We start from the raw sequence: 16,547 nt of genomic DNA on the forward strand, positions 1-16,547 counted from the left end.
ACGGTGATGATAAAATAGAAAGCGCTCTGATTAACGGTTATAATACAGATAATGAAAGTAGGGGTAATAAAAGAAATGAGTACAGCAAAAGAGCGTGTATTAAAAGAAGTTCAATTATTACCGGATGGTATGGCAATTGATACGAGGGATCTCGCCCAAAAGTTAAGTTTGTCCAGATCAGTAGTCAGTCATTATCTTAACCAATTAGTTAAAGATAATAAAATTCAAAAAATTGCTGAACGACCTGTCAAGTGGACTAAAGTTGCAATTAAAAGTCCAAATAAACATGTATCTTTTGAGGATGTGATAGGTAGTAACGGATCTCTGAGAAAAGCAGTTGAGCAGTTAAGTGCCGCCGCGGCCTATCCACCTAATGGATTGAATGTTCTAATCACGGGTAATTCCGGAGTGGGAAAGAGTTTTTTAGCCCACAAATTATTTTCTTATTCAAAAAAAATTGGTGTTATTTCTACTAAAGCACCTTATATAGTTTTAAATTGTGCTAATTATGCGAACAACCCTGAACTTATTTCTAGCATGCTTTTTGGCTATGTTCAAGGAGCATTTACTGGGGCCGATACTGCCAAAGATGGCTTGCTAAAAGAAGCAAATGGCGGTTATTTATTTTTAGATGAAGTACATCGGCTTAGTAGTGAAAACCAAGAAAAACTTTTTAGTTTTATTGATTCTGGTCGATTTTACAAGATGGGTGATAATGTACACCCTCAAAAGTCAAAAGTCAGACTAATTATGGCAACAACTGAAACACCTGAAAATGTTCTTTTAACCACTTTTTTACGACGGATTCCTGTCAGAATTAATTTACCAGATTATGTTGCTCGTCCTATTGATGAACGATTGGAACTGATTAATACATTATTTGTGAATGAAGCACATAAGATTAATAAAAAAATTATTGTAGATAAAGGTGTGGTTTCAACGCTTTTACAATTAAACCATACTGGGAACATTGGGTACCTTAAAAATACTATTAAAGTTTCATGTGCTGCTGCTTATCACGACTGTTATAATAGCACTACTATTAATCTTAAATTAAAGAATTTAGAATTGGAAGCCTTACCTGAGTTTAAGGATTATGGTGAAATAATTGTTGATCCAGCTAAAAAGGAACCATTTATACCTCAGATTAGTTTAGAACAAAAATTAAGCAATATTACTGGATCTCTAAAAATTCTTGAAGACAACTATACGGATGAAAATTTGAATACTTGTCGGTTAAGAATACAGGCAATTAATAAATTTATTAATAAAGAATCATTGAAATCTGGTTTGCATGTTCAACACCAATACCTTTTTAAAAATATCATTATTAAACAATATGGTTTAAATAAAACTGATTATTTAGAACCGATTATTTATTTATTATATGAACGTCACTTTAAACCAAATTGTGACATTCCAAAGTTGAAGGAAGTAATAACGAATTACTTGCCTCGTTCATTTCATGTTGCCAGCAAATTTTATGAACAATTACCTATTTTAGATTCTAAAAGTCATAAAAGCCTAACACTAATACTTGCATTACTGCTAAGTGACCATGTGGATGAAAATATCCAGTTACGTGGCTTAATGGTAGCTCATGGTGAAAATACGGCCACCAGTATTCAGGCAGTTACTAACTATCTTTGTGGTAACTATGTTTTTGATGCAATCGATATGCCAATTGATGCTGATATAACTGCTGTTATCAAGGAAGCTAACAAGTTAATTAGTAGCTTTAATACCACCAATGGCTTCATCTTAATGATAGATATGGGTTCATTGAGTCAGCTTTATAGTCAAATTAGTGCCCAATTGGATGGCGATTTGTTGGTGGTTAATAATTTAACAACTTTAACTGCCTTAGACTTAGCGCTTAAAATGAAACAAAATTTGCCTTTCAAGCAAATAGCGGAAAAAGCAGAAAAAGATTATAGCATTGATGTTAAGTATTATGAGGGCTTTTCCCAATCAATGAATATTTTGGTTTCATGTATTTCTGGATTAGGAATAGCTGAAAAAATCAGTGATATCATGCGACAATATTTACCTGTCGGAATAAAGGTAATACCAATTGGTTATAATTCTTTAAAAGAAAAAATTGCTGGTAAGAAATGGACCTATTTCAAACAAACACTTTTTGTATTGACTACAATTGATATTACAGAAAAAGTTAAGTTCAACCATATGAATTTATATGACATATTAGATTCACGTGGAGAAAACAAACTCAAGGAGTGGCTTTCTCCATATCTAACTCCTGAACAAATGGAAAGTTTTAATAATCAATTGCTGCGATTCTTTTCAAAGGAAGGGATTTCAGAAAGACTTAGTTTTTTAAATCCTGATGTAGTACTCAGTGAGGTAGAAACTATCAACAGGAAATACGAAGACTTTTATAATTTGAAGTTAGATGGCAAAGTTAAATTAAATCTCTATATGCATATTGCACTTATGATTGAACGGACAATGATGCGTAATACTTCAGAAGTAGTGGTTAAGCCAAAGTCAGAAAAAGAAAAAAGTTTTTACAAAATCACAAAAAGTATATTTCAACCTATTGAAATCAAGTATAATATTAAAGTTTCAACATACGAGATGTCCCTTTTATATGAATTGTTTAAACAGTTTATTTAAAAGAGTTTAAAATTTCCAGTAAGAAGTGTTTATTGACTTAAACACTTCTTTTTCAATGCTTTTAAACAGCACTTGGCATTATATTTGCTAAATATTAGTGAAATGGTAAATAACTAAAGGAGTGACAAGATGACAGATATATTGATTGCAAGTCATGGGCATTTTGCCAGTGGCTTAAAAAGCTCTATTGAAATCTTAATGGGTATGAGTAAGAACATTAAAGTTATCGACGCTTATGTTGATAAATCAGACTATATGAAACAAATAGATGATTTTATCACAAAGTCTAAACGACCAGCTGTGATTTTTACTGATCTAAAAGGGGGCAGTGTAAATCAAAAAGTAGTCTTAAGAGTTGCTAAGGAAAAAGATATATTTGTCGTTACGCAAACTAATCTTGCAGTTGTATTAGCTGTGCTTTTAGATACTGAAAAGTTAACCAAAAAGCATTTACAGGATATGATAAAACAAAGTCAAGTAGAACTATTTCAAATTGACGACGATAATAATAGTTTGGCAAATCAAGAAGAAGAATTTTTTAAATAAGGAGAGAAAAGATGATTGCGGCACTAAGAGTAGATGAAAGATTGATTCACGGTCAGATTTCAATGTCATGGAGTAAGGCATTAAAACTGCAGGGAATTGTGGTAGCTAATGATAAAGCAGCATCAGATGATATGCAAAAAATGATGCTCAAAATGGCGGCACCGTCAGATATTAAGACGATCATTTCATCAGTAGACAATGCAATTAAGCTACTTAATGATGAACGTTCTCATAACATGCGTTTACTGGTTATTACTACTACTGTCAAGGATGCCCTTACTATTGCAAACAATGTTAATGAAAAACCGGAGCAGGTCAACATTGGTAATGCAGGTAAGATGGATGCAAAAGGTGATGAAGTCACACTCACAAAGGAAGTACGGCTGTCACCAGAAGAGATTGAATACTTAAAGAGATTAGTAGCGGAATACCCTGATACTTATTTCCAAGGTACACCAAATATGGAAAAACATTTGGGTAAAGATCTTTTAAAGAAACTAGAAAAATAGGAGGCAAAAAATGTTTTATGATGCTTTAATGACTGCTATTGCGGTTTTTGTGGGCACTGCGGGACATGAATTTTTTGGGAATGCCATGCTTAGTAGACCCATTGTGGTAGCACCATTACTGGGATTCTTATTAGGAGATATACACACAGGACTATTAGTGGGCGCTTCAGTTGAAACTATTTTTATGGGAGTTGTCAATATTGGTATTTCTAGCACTGCAGAGCCCGCATTAGCTGCGGCTTTGGCTACAGTGTTTACAATTCAGTCAGGAAATATGGGTGCTAATATTACGTTGGCATTTCCACTTGCAGTATTAGGCTTACAATTTTTAAACATGATTCTTTCATTTGTAATTGGGCCTTTTGCACCTTTATTTGCTAAATTTGCTAAGAAAGGCGAAGATAAAAAAATGGTGGCTCTACACTATGGCTTATGGTTCTTACACTATGGTTTATATTCGCTAATCCCATTTTTCGCTGTTCTTTTTGGCTCAAAGGCAGTGCAATTTGCTCTGCAAGCTATTCCTAAGTCAATTATGAATGGCCTAACGGTTGCAGGTAATTTATTACCAGCAGTCGGAATGGCAATGTTACTACTACTGTTATGGGACAACAAGCTAGCACAATATTACTTTTTAGGGGTTGTATTAATGGCTTACTTAAAATTGCCATTAATGGCTATTGCGGTCATTGCAGCTATTGTGGCTGTTGCTATTGCAGAACGTGATATGAGTGAAATAAAACTTTCTAAGAATAAGGGACTTACCGGTTCAGTATCGGATTCAAATCAAAAGGATGAGAAGAAATCATTTAGTCAAGAAGAGGAGGACTTTTTCGCATGAAATTAACACAAGGTTTATCTAAAGATGAAAAGAAAATGATTCGCAGTATGTTCTGGCGGTCCTCAACCATGTACATATCGGTTAACCCCGTTTTAATGGGTGGTGGCGGTTTCTGCTATTCACTAATGCCTTTCATTAATAAATATTATAAAAATGATGAAGCTGGCAGACGTAAAGCTTTGGAACGTGAAACTTCTTACTTTAGTACTACTGTACCAATGTCTACATTTGTTATGGGTATTGCCGCTTCAATGGAAAAGGAAAACAGTAAAGAACTTGATTTCAATGCTGATTCAATTAATGCTGTTAAGACCAGTTTGATGGGGCCTTTAGCTGGTATTGGCGACTCTTTGTTTTGGGGAGTTTGGCGTGCAGTTTGTGCCGCCTTGGCTATCAATTTTGCTCAAAGTGGCAACTTCTTAGCACCAATTATCTTTTTGATCATGTTTAACATCCCCAACTACGTCATTCGTTATTATGGTGGTTTCTTGGGCTACTCTCTAGGATCTAGTTATGTTAAAAAGCTCTATGAGAATGGTTTAATGAACGTATTAACTAAAGCTGCATGCATTTTAGGTCTGGTGATGGTTGGAGCCATGACTGTGCAAATGGTGATTTTTAAAACCACAATCAAATGGACAATGGGTGGCAAAACGATAATGGATGTCCAATCGGTCCTTGATCAAATATTTAAAGGTTTGTTACCTGTGGTAATTACCTTAGTATGTTACAAGCTTTTAAAAGACAAGAAAATCGGTGTAATCAGCCTAATTTTTGCTATTGTTGTGCTATCGATTTTGGCGTCGTTGGTCGGAATAGTCTAATATGAATCCTTTAATTAAAAAAATTGTCGAAGAAGCTTGGCAAACACCAGAAAACAATTTTTATAACATTACCTCTACCCAAAACAAAGAAGTAACTGCTAATAAAGACAGTTATTATGGACATTTACTTCCAGATGAAGATTTTTCAATTGATATTAGTAATCAAAAAATGCTTGCTAGCTTAGATGAAAGAGGTACTATAAAAAATATCAGTTTTTTCAGAGACTCGTATTTTACTGAAGATAAACCTGGCACTTGGGTCTCTAATGGCTTTGTTCAAGAAGAGAATATTACTTCTGAAATTGAATTTAATAACCAAAGATTTTCTTTGTCAGAGGGAAATCACACAATAAGATATGATCTTTTGTTTAATTTGTTTCCCCGATATATTCATAATTTTAGCAATTTTAAAGTTTTACAACTATTTTTACCAATTTATTTGGAATCAGGCGTTTCTGTCAGTGGGCTAATTGAAGTTTGTGCTTTGACAGACAATGATAAAGTACATTTAATCTTTCCCAGATGTTTTAATCAAAAGTTTTCCGATCGTCATAATGTAGAATTTAACTACTGTGCGGGAAAACGTACGATGCATCAAGGTATTGGTTGGCTATGTATAACTGATCCCAACGCCACATTTAATGTATCTGAAAAAGCAATGGAAAATGTTATTATTTCTTCCTATAATCATATTGCGCAAAAGTATGGGCAATTGGAAATACCAGAAAAGCCTCAATTAGCAGCACTAATTATTAGGAAAGCAGATGGTGCCTTAAATAGTATTTCTTGCGCTACTGATGATAAAGTTGTTGGTGCGAATTGGGGCTCAAGTCCAGTAATAAATCGTACTTGGTTGCGGGATATGTATTATGCCAGTTTGCCCGCTATTTATTTTGATCATGATTTGGCTAAAAAAATTATTTTATGGTTTTCGCAGTATGAAATAAAGCCTCAAGGCGACAAGTTTGCTGGAGGGATTGAACACTCCGTAGTGAATTCATTGAATTGTGTAAACTTGTTATCGCTTTATTTGGCACAAACAAATGATTTTGAATTTATTAGAAATAATCCTCAAATGTGGCAACATGTTTTATATGTCGTTAACTATTTAATTGCTCATTTAGATCAAAAATACGGATTGATAAAATCACAGTGGATTTCTGATGGCTTGGCTTTGGGAGAATTTCATACTGGAGCGCAAATAACTCTATGGAGTGCTATAAATGGTATCAGTAATATTTATAGTAAAATTCTGGCTCAACCAAAAAAGGCAAAGCTTTACAAAGAAGTTGCTGATAAATTAAAGATGAATATTGATAAATATTGCTTAGTTGCAAATAAACAAGGTAGAAAAAAATATCTTGAAGGTGTAAATCTAAGTAATCACAAACTAAGTGTAGATTCCAAGCAATATGAAAAAGGACTGTTGAAACAGGGACTTGACTTTCTAACCAGAGTAAATCACCACGGACAAATTAGTTTGGAATTTCATGATGGTGAAGAATCCGATACAACGCTTGCACCATTTTATGGGTTTTGCGATACACTTGATGAACACTATCTTGCTACTTTGAAATTTGCTGCAAGTGAAAAAAATCCAAGCTATAGCCCATTGAGCAAAGGAATTTCGTGGGGAAATCAATCGGAAGCAACTTTTCCCGGATATGTTACTTTGCTGATGGGTACTGCTGATGATAATAATCAATTTAATAAGAGATTAGCTTTGCTTAATAAGCTTGCTGATCTAGATGGCAGTTGGTGGTGGTGGCCGTATGAGGTTGGTCACAGTCAAGAAGAAGTTAGTCGCTTTAATCATTGTGGTAAATGTGGTTGGAGCGATGGAACTTTTAGTGCTTTAATAATAAAAAATATATTAGGTATTCAGTTTAATGCACCAGAAAATAAATTATGTTTAAGACCACTAAAAATTACTCCTGATTTTACTTGGCAGCAATTTCCGTTAGCTCAAGGATTGAAAGTAAACCTAACTTATCAAAAAAAAGAAATGGAGAAAAAAATCACAGTATCTTTAACTGGATCTATAAAGAAAGAAATAGAGGTTATTTTTCAACCACAGAATTGTGACCATTTAATAAAGAAGAGTTTAAACACTAACAATAGTATTAAACTTGAAGAAAGGAATGACTAAATGTTTAGCAGTTTAACGGAATACAATTCTTTTGCTACCAGAGCTATAACACCAGAGAATCCAACAGGAGCCAAGGGCAAAGCAGCAATGACGGCAAGCGAGCTGGGACCAAGTCGTAAGGGCAAAGCCAGCATCACTTTACCTAAAAATGAGGAAACTACCATTGCCGATATTAATGGTTCTGGCGAAATAAAACACATGTGGTTTACTATTCGTGATCATACTGAGCAAGGTAGTTTTATCATGCGTAATACAATTTTAAGAATCTATTGGGATGATGAAACAATTCCAGCAGTGAGCTGCCCTTTGGGAGACTTCTTTTGCAATGGGTTTGGGGAACGATATGATGTTAACTCTATGCCAATTGTTGTTGCTCCAACTGGTGGTATGAACTCCTATTTTGAAATGCCTTTTAAAAAACATGCGCGTATAACAATTACAAACTTGTTCAGGCAGGATATCAGATCATTTTTCTATACTATTAATTACGAGTTGCATGATCAAGATGAAGAAGCTCATAAATTGTATTTTCATGCATTCTGGAACAGGGAAAGACAAACCAAAGTACAGCAAGACTATACATTATTGCCTAAAATCTCTGATCATGGCTATTATGTAGGAACTTTTATTGCGCTAACTGCTTTAGAGCGCTACTGGTGGGGTGAAGGTGAATTTAAATTTTATCTTGATGATGACCAAAAGTATCCTACAATTACTTCAACAGGAATGGAAGATTATTTTGGCGGAGCTTGGGCTTTTCATAAGTACCATGAAGATGGTACTACTTACCCAGCTACTTTTTGTACACCGTATCTTGGATTTCCTTATCATAGTAACATAGACCATTCACGTGAACATTTTAGTACTGGTAAACCTAATTCTCCTCATGCTTTTGGTAATGATGGCTTGCCACAAAACGCTTTATATCGCTGGCATTTACTAGATCCTATTTCTTTCGATGACGATATTCACGTTACTTTACAACAAATTGGTAACGATGATGTGGGATTATTTGAAAGAAGTGATGATTTATCTTCAGTAGCTTATTGGTATGGTGCGAATCCTACTGGAGTTACAAGTAAGTTACCTACAAGAGAAAATTTACGACCCCGTTAAGAAATATTTTCATGCCAAAAATCCAATTTGGTATAATTATTCTGAAAGTGAGAAAAAAGGAGAGAATAGCCGATGACACGATTGCAAAAAATGGTATTAAAGCCGAAAGAGCAGTTAGTAACACGGCTTTTCTTGTCGCCTAAATTAAAGCAAAATCTAACTGTGCTCTCATACAGTACCTATGACTTAATTAACGCCATGAAGGAGTTGAGCCTAAGCAACCCGTTTGTATCTTTGCGTGAACCTAAAGGCGAAATGCAAAATTTGGAATGGTTGCGGGCGCCCGAAGGTGAGAATCTGATTGATCATTTATTAATGCAGGTTAACTTGAGCGACTGGCACAATTGGGAAAAAAGTGCGGTTAAAGTTTTAATTTATCTGCTTGATAAAGATGGCTATTTAAGGGTAGACTTAGCTAAAATTGCCGAACAAACAGAGTTTTCACTGGAGAAGTTGACAAGGGCAAAGGATTTACTGCAAAGTCTTGATCCCTGTGGTATCGGTGCCGCGGATCTAACTGAATGCCTTTTGCAACAAGCAAAGCAAAAAGCAGATTTTAATCCTGTAGCTTTTGAAATTTTACTTGATAATCAGCTGGAAATGCTGGCTGATCCCAAACAATGGCCTAACTCTAAGTTTTCAATATCCGAATTAAATGATGCCCTTGCCAGCATCCAAACACTGGATCCTACTCCAGCTAGCGATTATGTCGTTGAAAATAATACACAGTATTTATTTCCGGACTTAATTTATCGGGTAACGGATGGGTGCCTAACAGTTGAAAGTTATCAGTCCCAAATACCAGAAATGGTTTTTGACGAAAAAGCTTATCATGAGTTAAAAGAGCAGTCAGATGAAACCAAATATTTTTCTGAACAAAAGCAACGTTTTCTTGAACTGAAAAATGCGATTGCTGAACGGCAGAAAACCATCATGCGGCTGGGTGAATATGTGGGCCAGTTCCAACACCGGTTTTTAACCACAATGCAAAGACGTGAATTAAAGCCACTTGGTTTAAAAGAAACTGCTCAAGCTTTGGGTCTAGCACCAAGTACTATCAGCAGGGCGATTAAAGACAAATATATTCAGTGTCAGAACAAGATTTTTAGTTTGAAAATGCTTTTTCCACGGGAAGTGACAACTGATTTATCTCAAGCGCGTATAGAATATGACCTGCAACAGATCATAAAAAAAGAAGATGTCCGTGCTCCTTTAAGTGATCAGCAACTGGTAGAAATATTTGCCAAACATGATGTGACTTTAAGTCGGCGTGTAATTGCCAAATACCGTAAAAAACTCAATATACCGAATAGTTATAGTAGAAAGGCCAAGCCAACAGATTAAATTTTGTAAACAACTTCAATTTTCAAAGCGGTCGAATATTTAGTGATGAAAAAGTGCTCCTAATAGCCAGATTAATGTCTAACTATTATGGAGCACTTTATTTACGTCAGGATTTTTAAAATTTATAAATTACTTTTACGGTAAATCATTCCCTGCAGCCAGGTAAATGTCATACCACTCTTGAGCAGTAAGTGAGATATCTGCTCCTTTAGCACTGTCAATAATATGGGCTGGCGTCATAGTTCCAATAATAACCTGGGTATTTGCTGGGTGTCTTAAAATCCAGGCAGCTGCAACTGCATTTTTAGAAACGCCTTTTTGGTCAGCTACTTTTTGTAAAGCCATGTTGACTTCTGGAAACTTAGGATTGCCAATAAAATTGCCCGCAATTTGACCATACTGGAAAGGTGACCATGCCTGAACAGTCATGTTGTGTAAGCGTGAGTAGTCTAAAACGCCCCGATCGTGGTCAATGCTACGTGCATCCGTCATGTTGGTGTGAATATTAAAATCAATTGGCCCTGTGTGCATCACACTTAATTGCAATTGATTAATCAACAATCTTTGACTGACTCCACTTTGCAGTAAGTCAACTTGCATCGGATTAAAGTTTGAAACTCCAAAGTGCCGCACTTTGCCGTCTCTTTGTAATTCATCAAAGGCAGCGCCAACTTCAGCTGGATCCATTAAAGCGTCTGGCCGGTGAAGCAGCAAGCTATCTAAATAGTCAATTTTCATCCGGGAAAGAATACCATCTACGGCGTTAATCAAATATTTTTTAGAAAAATCATACCTGGTAGTCTTGTAGTCCAATTTAGGATTTTCATAAATACCGGTCTTAGATTGAATATAAAAATCGTCTCGAGTTAACGATGACTTTTGAAAGGCAGCTCCGAAGATTTCTTCAGATTTGCCATGACCATAAATATCAGCTGAATCAATATAATTAATTCCTGCTTCGTGAGCAGTTTCCAACGTTTTAACAGCTTCGTCAACGCTCAGTTTGTTCATGCGCATAATTCCCAGTGCAATGGCAGAACCGGTGAAATTAGTATTACCAATTTTAATTTGTCTCATAATGTACCTCCTTTCTTTAGTATACGCTTTCTTTACCTATAATTTTAAAAAAGTGTGGGTTTTAATTTACATTTAGCAATGATAACTAAAAACTAATATTTTTTTAAAAAATATTTTATTTTTATCATAATTTTGTATATAATAGATCTTACATAATTTTTTAATATTTTTAAAAACAATAGGAGGGAAAAATTATGAGTAATAAGATTGGAATTATCGGAGACGGTCACGTTGGCAGTACGGTAGCACAACAGCTGATATTAACGGGTCTGGTAGACGATCTCGTTATGATTGACGTTAATGAAGCGAAGGTTAGAGCTGATCAGCTTGATTTTCAAGATGCTATGGCAAATTTGAAGCACCACACTACTATTACTATCAATGATTATTCGGCCCTCAAAGATGCAGATATTGTAATTAGTGCTTTTGGAAACATTGAGTTGGAAGCAGGCGGTGAACGTTTCGCCGAATTGAACTACAACCGTGAGCGGATTGGAGATATTGCGGAGGCAATTAAGAAGAGTGGCTTCAACGGTATCTTGCTTGCTATTACCAATCCAGTAGATGCAATTACTAATATGTATCAGGAATTAACTGGCTTGCCGCGTAAGCATGTCATTGGCACCGGTACTCTTTTAGACACAGCCCGCATGAAACGTGCTGTTGGTGAACTCATGAATGTCGATCCTCGTTCAGTGGAAGGCTTTAACTTGGGCGAACATGGCAATTCACAATTTACTGCTTGGTCAACAGTCAAGGTTTTAGAAAAGCCAGTTACCGAAGTAGCTAAAGCAAAGCACTTAAAGCTTGAAGACTTAAATGACGAGATTAAGTTTGGTGGTCAAACAGTATACAAGGGTAAGCAATATACTAACTATGGAATTTCAGCAGCTGTGACTCGTTTGGTAGAAACTATTCAAAGCGATGCTCATACTGAAATGCCAGTTTCAAATTATCAGGAAAAATATGGTACTTACTTATCTTATCCTGCAATTGTTGGTCGTGACGGTATTATCCAAACTGTTGAGTTGACACTGACAGATGAAGAGGAAAAGAAATTACAGGCTTCTGCTGCAACAATTAAAGAAAAAGCCAATAAGTAATGAAATAAGTCCCAGGAGTTATTTATCTTCTGGGACTATTTTTGATTTATTTATTAAAAATTATGGTCAAAATAGTCAACATTTTTATATTATTTTTAAAATTATAATGAATTCTGTGGTTATAAGGGGTATTCTTATAGTAATAACAGGTTTCAAGGAGAAAGAATATGAAAAAAAAAATAGATGACTATATTCTGGGTCTCGATATCGGGACCAATTCTTGCGGCTGGGCCGTGACAGATAAGAAAAATAACTTATTAAAACTTAGGGGAAAAACTGCAATAGGTTCACACTTATTTGAGGAAGGACATACTGCGGCTGATCGTCGCGGTTTTAGAACTACCAGAAGACGCCTTAAGCGCAGAAAGTGGCGCTTAAGACTTTTGGAAGAGATTTTTGCGGAACCGATGGCTGAAGTGGATCCAGGCTTTTTTGTGCGCCTGCATCAGTCATGGGTGTCACCATTAGATAAAAGCAGAAAAAAGTACCAGGCAATTGTATTTCCAACAGCTAAGGAAGATCATGATTTTTATCAAAAATATCCGACCATCTATCACTTACGTGATGCGCTAATGACACAAGATCGTCAATTTGATTTACGTGAAATATTTTTAGCTATCCACCACATCGTTAAGTATCGTGGTAATTTTTTGCAGGATACAGCTGTTAAAGACTTTGAAGCTTCCAAAATTGAAGTCGGCCCGATTTTAACAAATATCAATAATGCTTTTGCGGATAAGATAATTGAAGATCAAGATCCGATTGAATTAAATGTGGCAAACTCTGCGGATATTGAAGCTGTTATTCGCGGCAAAGATAAAGACAAAACCGTTTATAAGATGGACAAGGTCAAGAAAATTGCCAAACTATTAACCGATTCAACTGCCAAAGAAGAGAAAAATGTGGCCAAGCAGATTGCTAACGCCATCATGGGTTACAAAACTCAATTTGAAACTATCTTAGGCAAAGAAATCGATAAAAGCGACAAGGCGCAATGGGAATTTAAACTTTCGGATGCGGATGCCGATGATAAGCTGGATGCCTTACTGCCGGATCTTGATGAAAATGATCAGACTATTGTCGCTGAAATTCAAAAATTGTTTAGCGCGATTACATTAAGTACCATTGTTGATGAAAACAAGAGTTTATCACAATCTATGGTAGAAAAATATAATAAACATCATCAAGATTACAAATTGTTAAAAGCGTATATCGACACTTTGCAGGATCGCAGTATAGCTAAAAAGTTACTTTTAGCCTATGATCTATACGTTAATAATCGTCATGGTCATTTGCTAGAAGCTAAGACTGAATTTAAGCAGGATGGCACTTTAACTAAAGAAGATTTTTATAAAACGGTTAAAGATAGTCTGGATGAATCTGAACTCGCTCGCAAGATTGCGCAAGAAATAGCTGCAGATAACTTTATGCCTAAACAGCGGACGAATAGTAATGGTGTAATTCCGTTTCAGCTGCATCAAATCGAACTGGATAAGATTATTGCTAATCAAAGTAAGTATTACCCCTTCTTAGCTGCAGAAAATCCGGTAGAAGATCATCGTAAACAAGCACCATACAAATTGGATGAACTGGTCAGATTCAGAGTGCCTTATTATGTGGGTCCAATGATTACAGCTGATGAACAGGAAAAGACTTCCGGTAAGAGCTTTGCTTGGATGGTCAGAAAAGAGCAGGGTCAAATTACCCCGTGGAATTTTGAGCAAAAAGTAGATCGTCAAGAATCTGCCAACAAGTTTATTAAGCGGATGACTATCAAGGATACCTATCTTTTAGGTGAAGATGTTTTACCTGCAAATAGTTTGCTTTATCAAAGATTTGAAGTTCTGAACGAACTTAACAATATTAGAGTTAATGGCAGCAGAATCAGTGTTGAATTAAAACAACAGATTTTCAATGACCTCTTTGAGGAAAAGAAAACTGTGACAGAAAAAGCTCTAATCAGCTATTTGAAACAAAATCTCCATTTACCAACTGTAGAAATTAAGGGATTGGCGGATCCAACTAAATTTAATTCAAGTCTGGCAAGTTATTACCATCTCAAAAATTTACATGTCTTTGATAAAGAATTAGCAGACCCACAATATCAAAAAGAATTTGAAAAAATAATTGAGTACTCGTCTATCTTTGAAGATAAAAAAATTTTTCAAGATAAATTGCATGCTGAATTTAAATGGTTAACACCTGAACAGTTTAAAGCTATTTCAACTTGGCGCTTGCAAGGCTGGGGTAGATTATCACGTAAGCTCCTTGTTGAATTGCATGATACAAATGGTCAAAACATTATGGAACAACTGTGGGATAGCCAAAAGAACTTCATGCAAATTGTGACTCAACCAGATTTTAAAGAAGCAATTGCTAAAGAAAACCAAAATGTTACTCAAGCAAATGGTGTTGAAGAGATTTTGGCTGACGCCTATACTTCTCCAGCTAACAAAAAAGCTATAAGGCAGGTCGTCAAAGTAGTAGCTGATGTTGTAAAAGCAGCAGGTGGCAAGAAACCTGCACAATTTGCGATTGAATTTACACGCGAACCTGATAAAAATCCACAGTTGTCGCATATTCGTGGCACTAAATTACTCAAAGCATATCAGGAAACTGCTGGCGAACTAGTGGATCAGAAGTTAACTGATAGCTTAAAGGAAGCGATGACCAGCCGTAAATTGCTAAAAGATAAGTACTTTTTATACTTTATGCAGGCTGGAAGGGATGCCTATACGGGTCAAAAAATTAATATTGATGAAGTATCGACAAATTATCAGATTGATCATATTTTGCCACAGTCATTTATTAAAGATGATTCCTTTGATAACAGAGTATTAACTGCTACTCCGTTAAATGCAGAAAAATCGGATGATGTGCCTTACAAGCGCTTTGCCAATAATTACGTTTCAGACCTGAAGATGACAGTAGGTGAAATGTGGAAACACTGGCAGAAGGATGGCATTATTAATAAGCATAAGCTAGGTGATTTGCTACTTGATCCAGATAGATTAAATAAATTTCAAAAATCTGGGTTTATTAACAGACAGTTGGTAGAAACAAGTCAAATAGTCAAATTAGTGTCAGTTATTTTGCAAAATAAATATCCAGATTCAGAGATTATTACGGTTAAAGCCGGAGACAACTCGGCTTTGCGTCAACGGCTAAACTTGTATAAGAGTCGTGAAGTGAACGACTATCACCATGCCATTGATGCCTACCTCTCAATTATTTGTGGAAACTTTTTGTATCAGGTTTATCCTAAGTATCGTCCATACTTTGTTTATGGCAAGTATAAAAAGTTCAGTAAAAATCCGGACTTGCAGAAGGAAGTTATTAAACACTTCAAGGGCTTTACGTTTATGTGGCCATTATTGCAAAAGGATAATTCTGAGCGTAAAGCTCCAGAAGAAATTAAAGAAAATAATAGTGATCGAATTGTTTTTTGCAAGCATCCAGATATTTTTGATAAATTACGTAAAGCATACAATTATAAGTACATGCTGGTTTCAAGAGAAACCACAACCGAAAACAGCAGTATGTTTAAAATGACTGTTTATCCTCGGGGAGATCGTGACCGCAAGAAGACCAGACAGTTAATTCCAAAAGGACACGGACTTGACCCGAAAATTTATGGCGGTTATAGCGGTAACACTGATGCATATATGGTAATTGTCAAGATTGATAAGGCAAAAGAATCTATTTATAAAGTTATTGGCGTTCCGATGCGCGCTCTTGCAAGTTTAAACCAAGCTAAAAAACAAGGAAATTATAACGAAGAACTCCACAAAGTACTTGAGCCGCAGATTATGTTTGATAACAAAGGTAAACCTAAACGTGGTGTTGACGGCTTTAGGGTAGTAAAAGATCACGTCCACTTTAAGCAAGTCGTTTTGGATGGTAACAAAAAATTTATGCTGTATTCTGCTCAATACGAAGCGAATGCTAAGCAACTAACTCTTTCCCAAGAGACTATGAGAATAGTAACGGACAACTTGAAAAAGGGTGAAGATCAAGATCAATTATTAGTAAAAGCGTACGATGAGATTTTGCAAAAAATTGATAGATATTTACCACTTTTTGATATAAAAGGATTCAGAAAGAGTCTACATACGGGTAGGGAAAAATTTATTAATTTTTCAACTATTGATAAGAAAACTACTTTGAGCAATATTCTAAATGGCTTACATGATAATATGGTGATTGTAGACATGAAATACTTCGGAATTAAGACTCCTTTTGGTAAAATGCAATTAAGTGCTGGCATAACTTTGTCATCTGATGCTGTATTAATTTACCAGTCACCAACTGGACTTTTTGAAAAACGGGTTAAGATAGCCAATTTATAAAATAAAATAGGGAATTGAAATAATCCGATTCCCTATTTTTATGTATAAAAAA

Annotated in this window: 11 protein-coding genes; 10 read left to right on the top strand and 1 reads right to left on the bottom strand. The window is 35.5% G+C overall.

What is annotated here, in order from left to right:
- Window positions 1–75: 75 nt before the first annotated feature.
- The 8 genes from F5ESL0259_RS01455 to rpoN all read left to right on the top strand — a co-directional run bounded on the left by F5ESL0259_RS01455 (window position 76) and on the right by rpoN (window position 9,966).
- Window positions 76–2,637: a sigma 54-interacting transcriptional regulator gene (locus tag F5ESL0259_RS01455; RefSeq protein ID WP_122037248.1), complete on the top strand. Its 2,562-nt coding sequence runs from the start codon at window positions 76–78 to the stop codon at window positions 2,635–2,637.
- A gap of 129 nt (window positions 2,638–2,766) precedes the next feature.
- On the top strand, window positions 2,767–3,183 hold the full coding sequence (locus F5ESL0259_RS01460) for a PTS sugar transporter subunit IIA (RefSeq protein ID WP_122037249.1): 417 nt from the start codon (window positions 2,767–2,769) through the stop codon (window positions 3,181–3,183).
- A gap of 11 nt (window positions 3,184–3,194) precedes the next feature.
- On the top strand, window positions 3,195–3,692 hold the full coding sequence (locus tag F5ESL0259_RS01465; protein WP_110445594.1) for a PTS sugar transporter subunit IIB: 498 nt from the start codon (window positions 3,195–3,197) through the stop codon (window positions 3,690–3,692).
- A gap of 10 nt (window positions 3,693–3,702) precedes the next feature.
- Window positions 3,703–4,533, top strand: coding sequence for a PTS sugar transporter subunit IIC (locus tag F5ESL0259_RS01470; RefSeq protein WP_110445595.1), 831 nt, complete (start codon window positions 3,703–3,705; stop codon window positions 4,531–4,533).
- Window positions 4,530–5,357, top strand: a complete 828-nt coding sequence (locus F5ESL0259_RS01475; RefSeq protein WP_122037250.1) for a PTS system mannose/fructose/sorbose family transporter subunit IID — start codon at window positions 4,530–4,532, stop codon at window positions 5,355–5,357. Before F5ESL0259_RS01470 ends, F5ESL0259_RS01475 begins: the two co-directional genes overlap by 4 nt.
- A gap of 1 nt (window position 5,358) precedes the next feature.
- On the top strand, window positions 5,359–7,506 hold the full coding sequence (locus tag F5ESL0259_RS01480; protein ID WP_122037251.1) for a hypothetical protein: 2,148 nt from the start codon (window positions 5,359–5,361) through the stop codon (window positions 7,504–7,506).
- The gene (locus F5ESL0259_RS01485) at window positions 7,507–8,622 is read left to right on the top strand and encodes a glycoside hydrolase family 172 protein (protein ID WP_122037252.1); all 1,116 of its coding nucleotides are present in this window, start codon (window positions 7,507–7,509) and stop codon (window positions 8,620–8,622) included.
- Window positions 8,623–8,694: 72 nt separating this feature from the next.
- Window positions 8,695–9,966 carry an RNA polymerase factor sigma-54 gene (rpoN, locus tag F5ESL0259_RS01490; RefSeq protein WP_122037253.1) on the top strand — a complete coding sequence of 424 codons (1,272 nt, stop codon included), beginning with the start codon at window positions 8,695–8,697 and terminating at the stop codon, window positions 9,964–9,966.
- Window positions 9,967–10,101: 135 nt separating this feature from the next.
- On the opposite strand, the gene F5ESL0259_RS01495 is transcribed toward rpoN, so the two are convergent.
- Complete coding sequence (locus F5ESL0259_RS01495; RefSeq protein WP_122037254.1) at window positions 10,102–11,043, bottom strand: aldo/keto reductase family oxidoreductase; 942 nt, start codon at window positions 11,041–11,043, stop codon at window positions 10,102–10,104.
- Window positions 11,044–11,237: 194 nt separating this feature from the next.
- On the opposite strand from F5ESL0259_RS01495, the gene F5ESL0259_RS01500 reads away from it, so the two are divergent.
- Together F5ESL0259_RS01500 and cas9 are read left to right on the top strand one after the other, a co-directional pair.
- Window positions 11,238–12,146 carry an L-lactate dehydrogenase gene (locus tag F5ESL0259_RS01500; RefSeq protein ID WP_122037255.1) on the top strand — a complete coding sequence of 303 codons (909 nt, stop codon included), beginning with the start codon at window positions 11,238–11,240 and terminating at the stop codon, window positions 12,144–12,146.
- 167 nt (window positions 12,147–12,313) lie between these two features.
- Window positions 12,314–16,495 (top strand): type II CRISPR RNA-guided endonuclease Cas9, encoded by a 4,182-nt coding sequence (cas9, locus tag F5ESL0259_RS01505; protein WP_122037256.1) that lies wholly within the window; start codon window positions 12,314–12,316, stop codon window positions 16,493–16,495.
- Window positions 16,496–16,547: the final 52 nt, after the last annotated feature.

This window comes from Lactobacillus sp. ESL0259 (assembly GCF_003693045.1).
Taxonomy (GTDB): domain Bacteria; phylum Bacillota; class Bacilli; order Lactobacillales; family Lactobacillaceae; genus Lactobacillus; species Lactobacillus melliventris.

What these genes read in the sequence shown, in the direction of transcription:
- F5ESL0259_RS01500 (WP_122037255.1), top strand. Translation starts at nt 11,238, where the DNA reads ATGAGTAATAAGATTGGAATTATCGGAGACGGTCACGTTGGCAGTACG.
- F5ESL0259_RS01470 (WP_110445595.1), top strand. Translation starts at nt 3,703, where the DNA reads ATGTTTTATGATGCTTTAATGACTGCTATTGCGGTTTTTGTGGGCACT.
- F5ESL0259_RS01485 (WP_122037252.1), top strand. Translation starts at nt 7,507, where the DNA reads ATGTTTAGCAGTTTAACGGAATACAATTCTTTTGCTACCAGAGCTATA.
- F5ESL0259_RS01460 (WP_122037249.1), top strand. Translation starts at nt 2,767, where the DNA reads ATGACAGATATATTGATTGCAAGTCATGGGCATTTTGCCAGTGGCTTA.
- F5ESL0259_RS01480 (WP_122037251.1), top strand. Translation starts at nt 5,359, where the DNA reads ATGAATCCTTTAATTAAAAAAATTGTCGAAGAAGCTTGGCAAACACCA.
- F5ESL0259_RS01465 (WP_110445594.1), top strand. Translation starts at nt 3,195, where the DNA reads ATGATTGCGGCACTAAGAGTAGATGAAAGATTGATTCACGGTCAGATT.
- F5ESL0259_RS01475 (WP_122037250.1), top strand. Translation starts at nt 4,530, where the DNA reads ATGAAATTAACACAAGGTTTATCTAAAGATGAAAAGAAAATGATTCGC.
- cas9 (WP_122037256.1), top strand. Translation starts at nt 12,314, where the DNA reads ATGAAAAAAAAAATAGATGACTATATTCTGGGTCTCGATATCGGGACC.
- rpoN (WP_122037253.1), top strand. Translation starts at nt 8,695, where the DNA reads ATGACACGATTGCAAAAAATGGTATTAAAGCCGAAAGAGCAGTTAGTA.
- F5ESL0259_RS01455 (WP_122037248.1), top strand. Translation starts at nt 76, where the DNA reads ATGAGTACAGCAAAAGAGCGTGTATTAAAAGAAGTTCAATTATTACCG.
- F5ESL0259_RS01495 (WP_122037254.1), bottom strand. Translation starts at nt 11,043, where the DNA reads ATGAGACAAATTAAAATTGGTAATACTAATTTCACCGGTTCTGCCATT.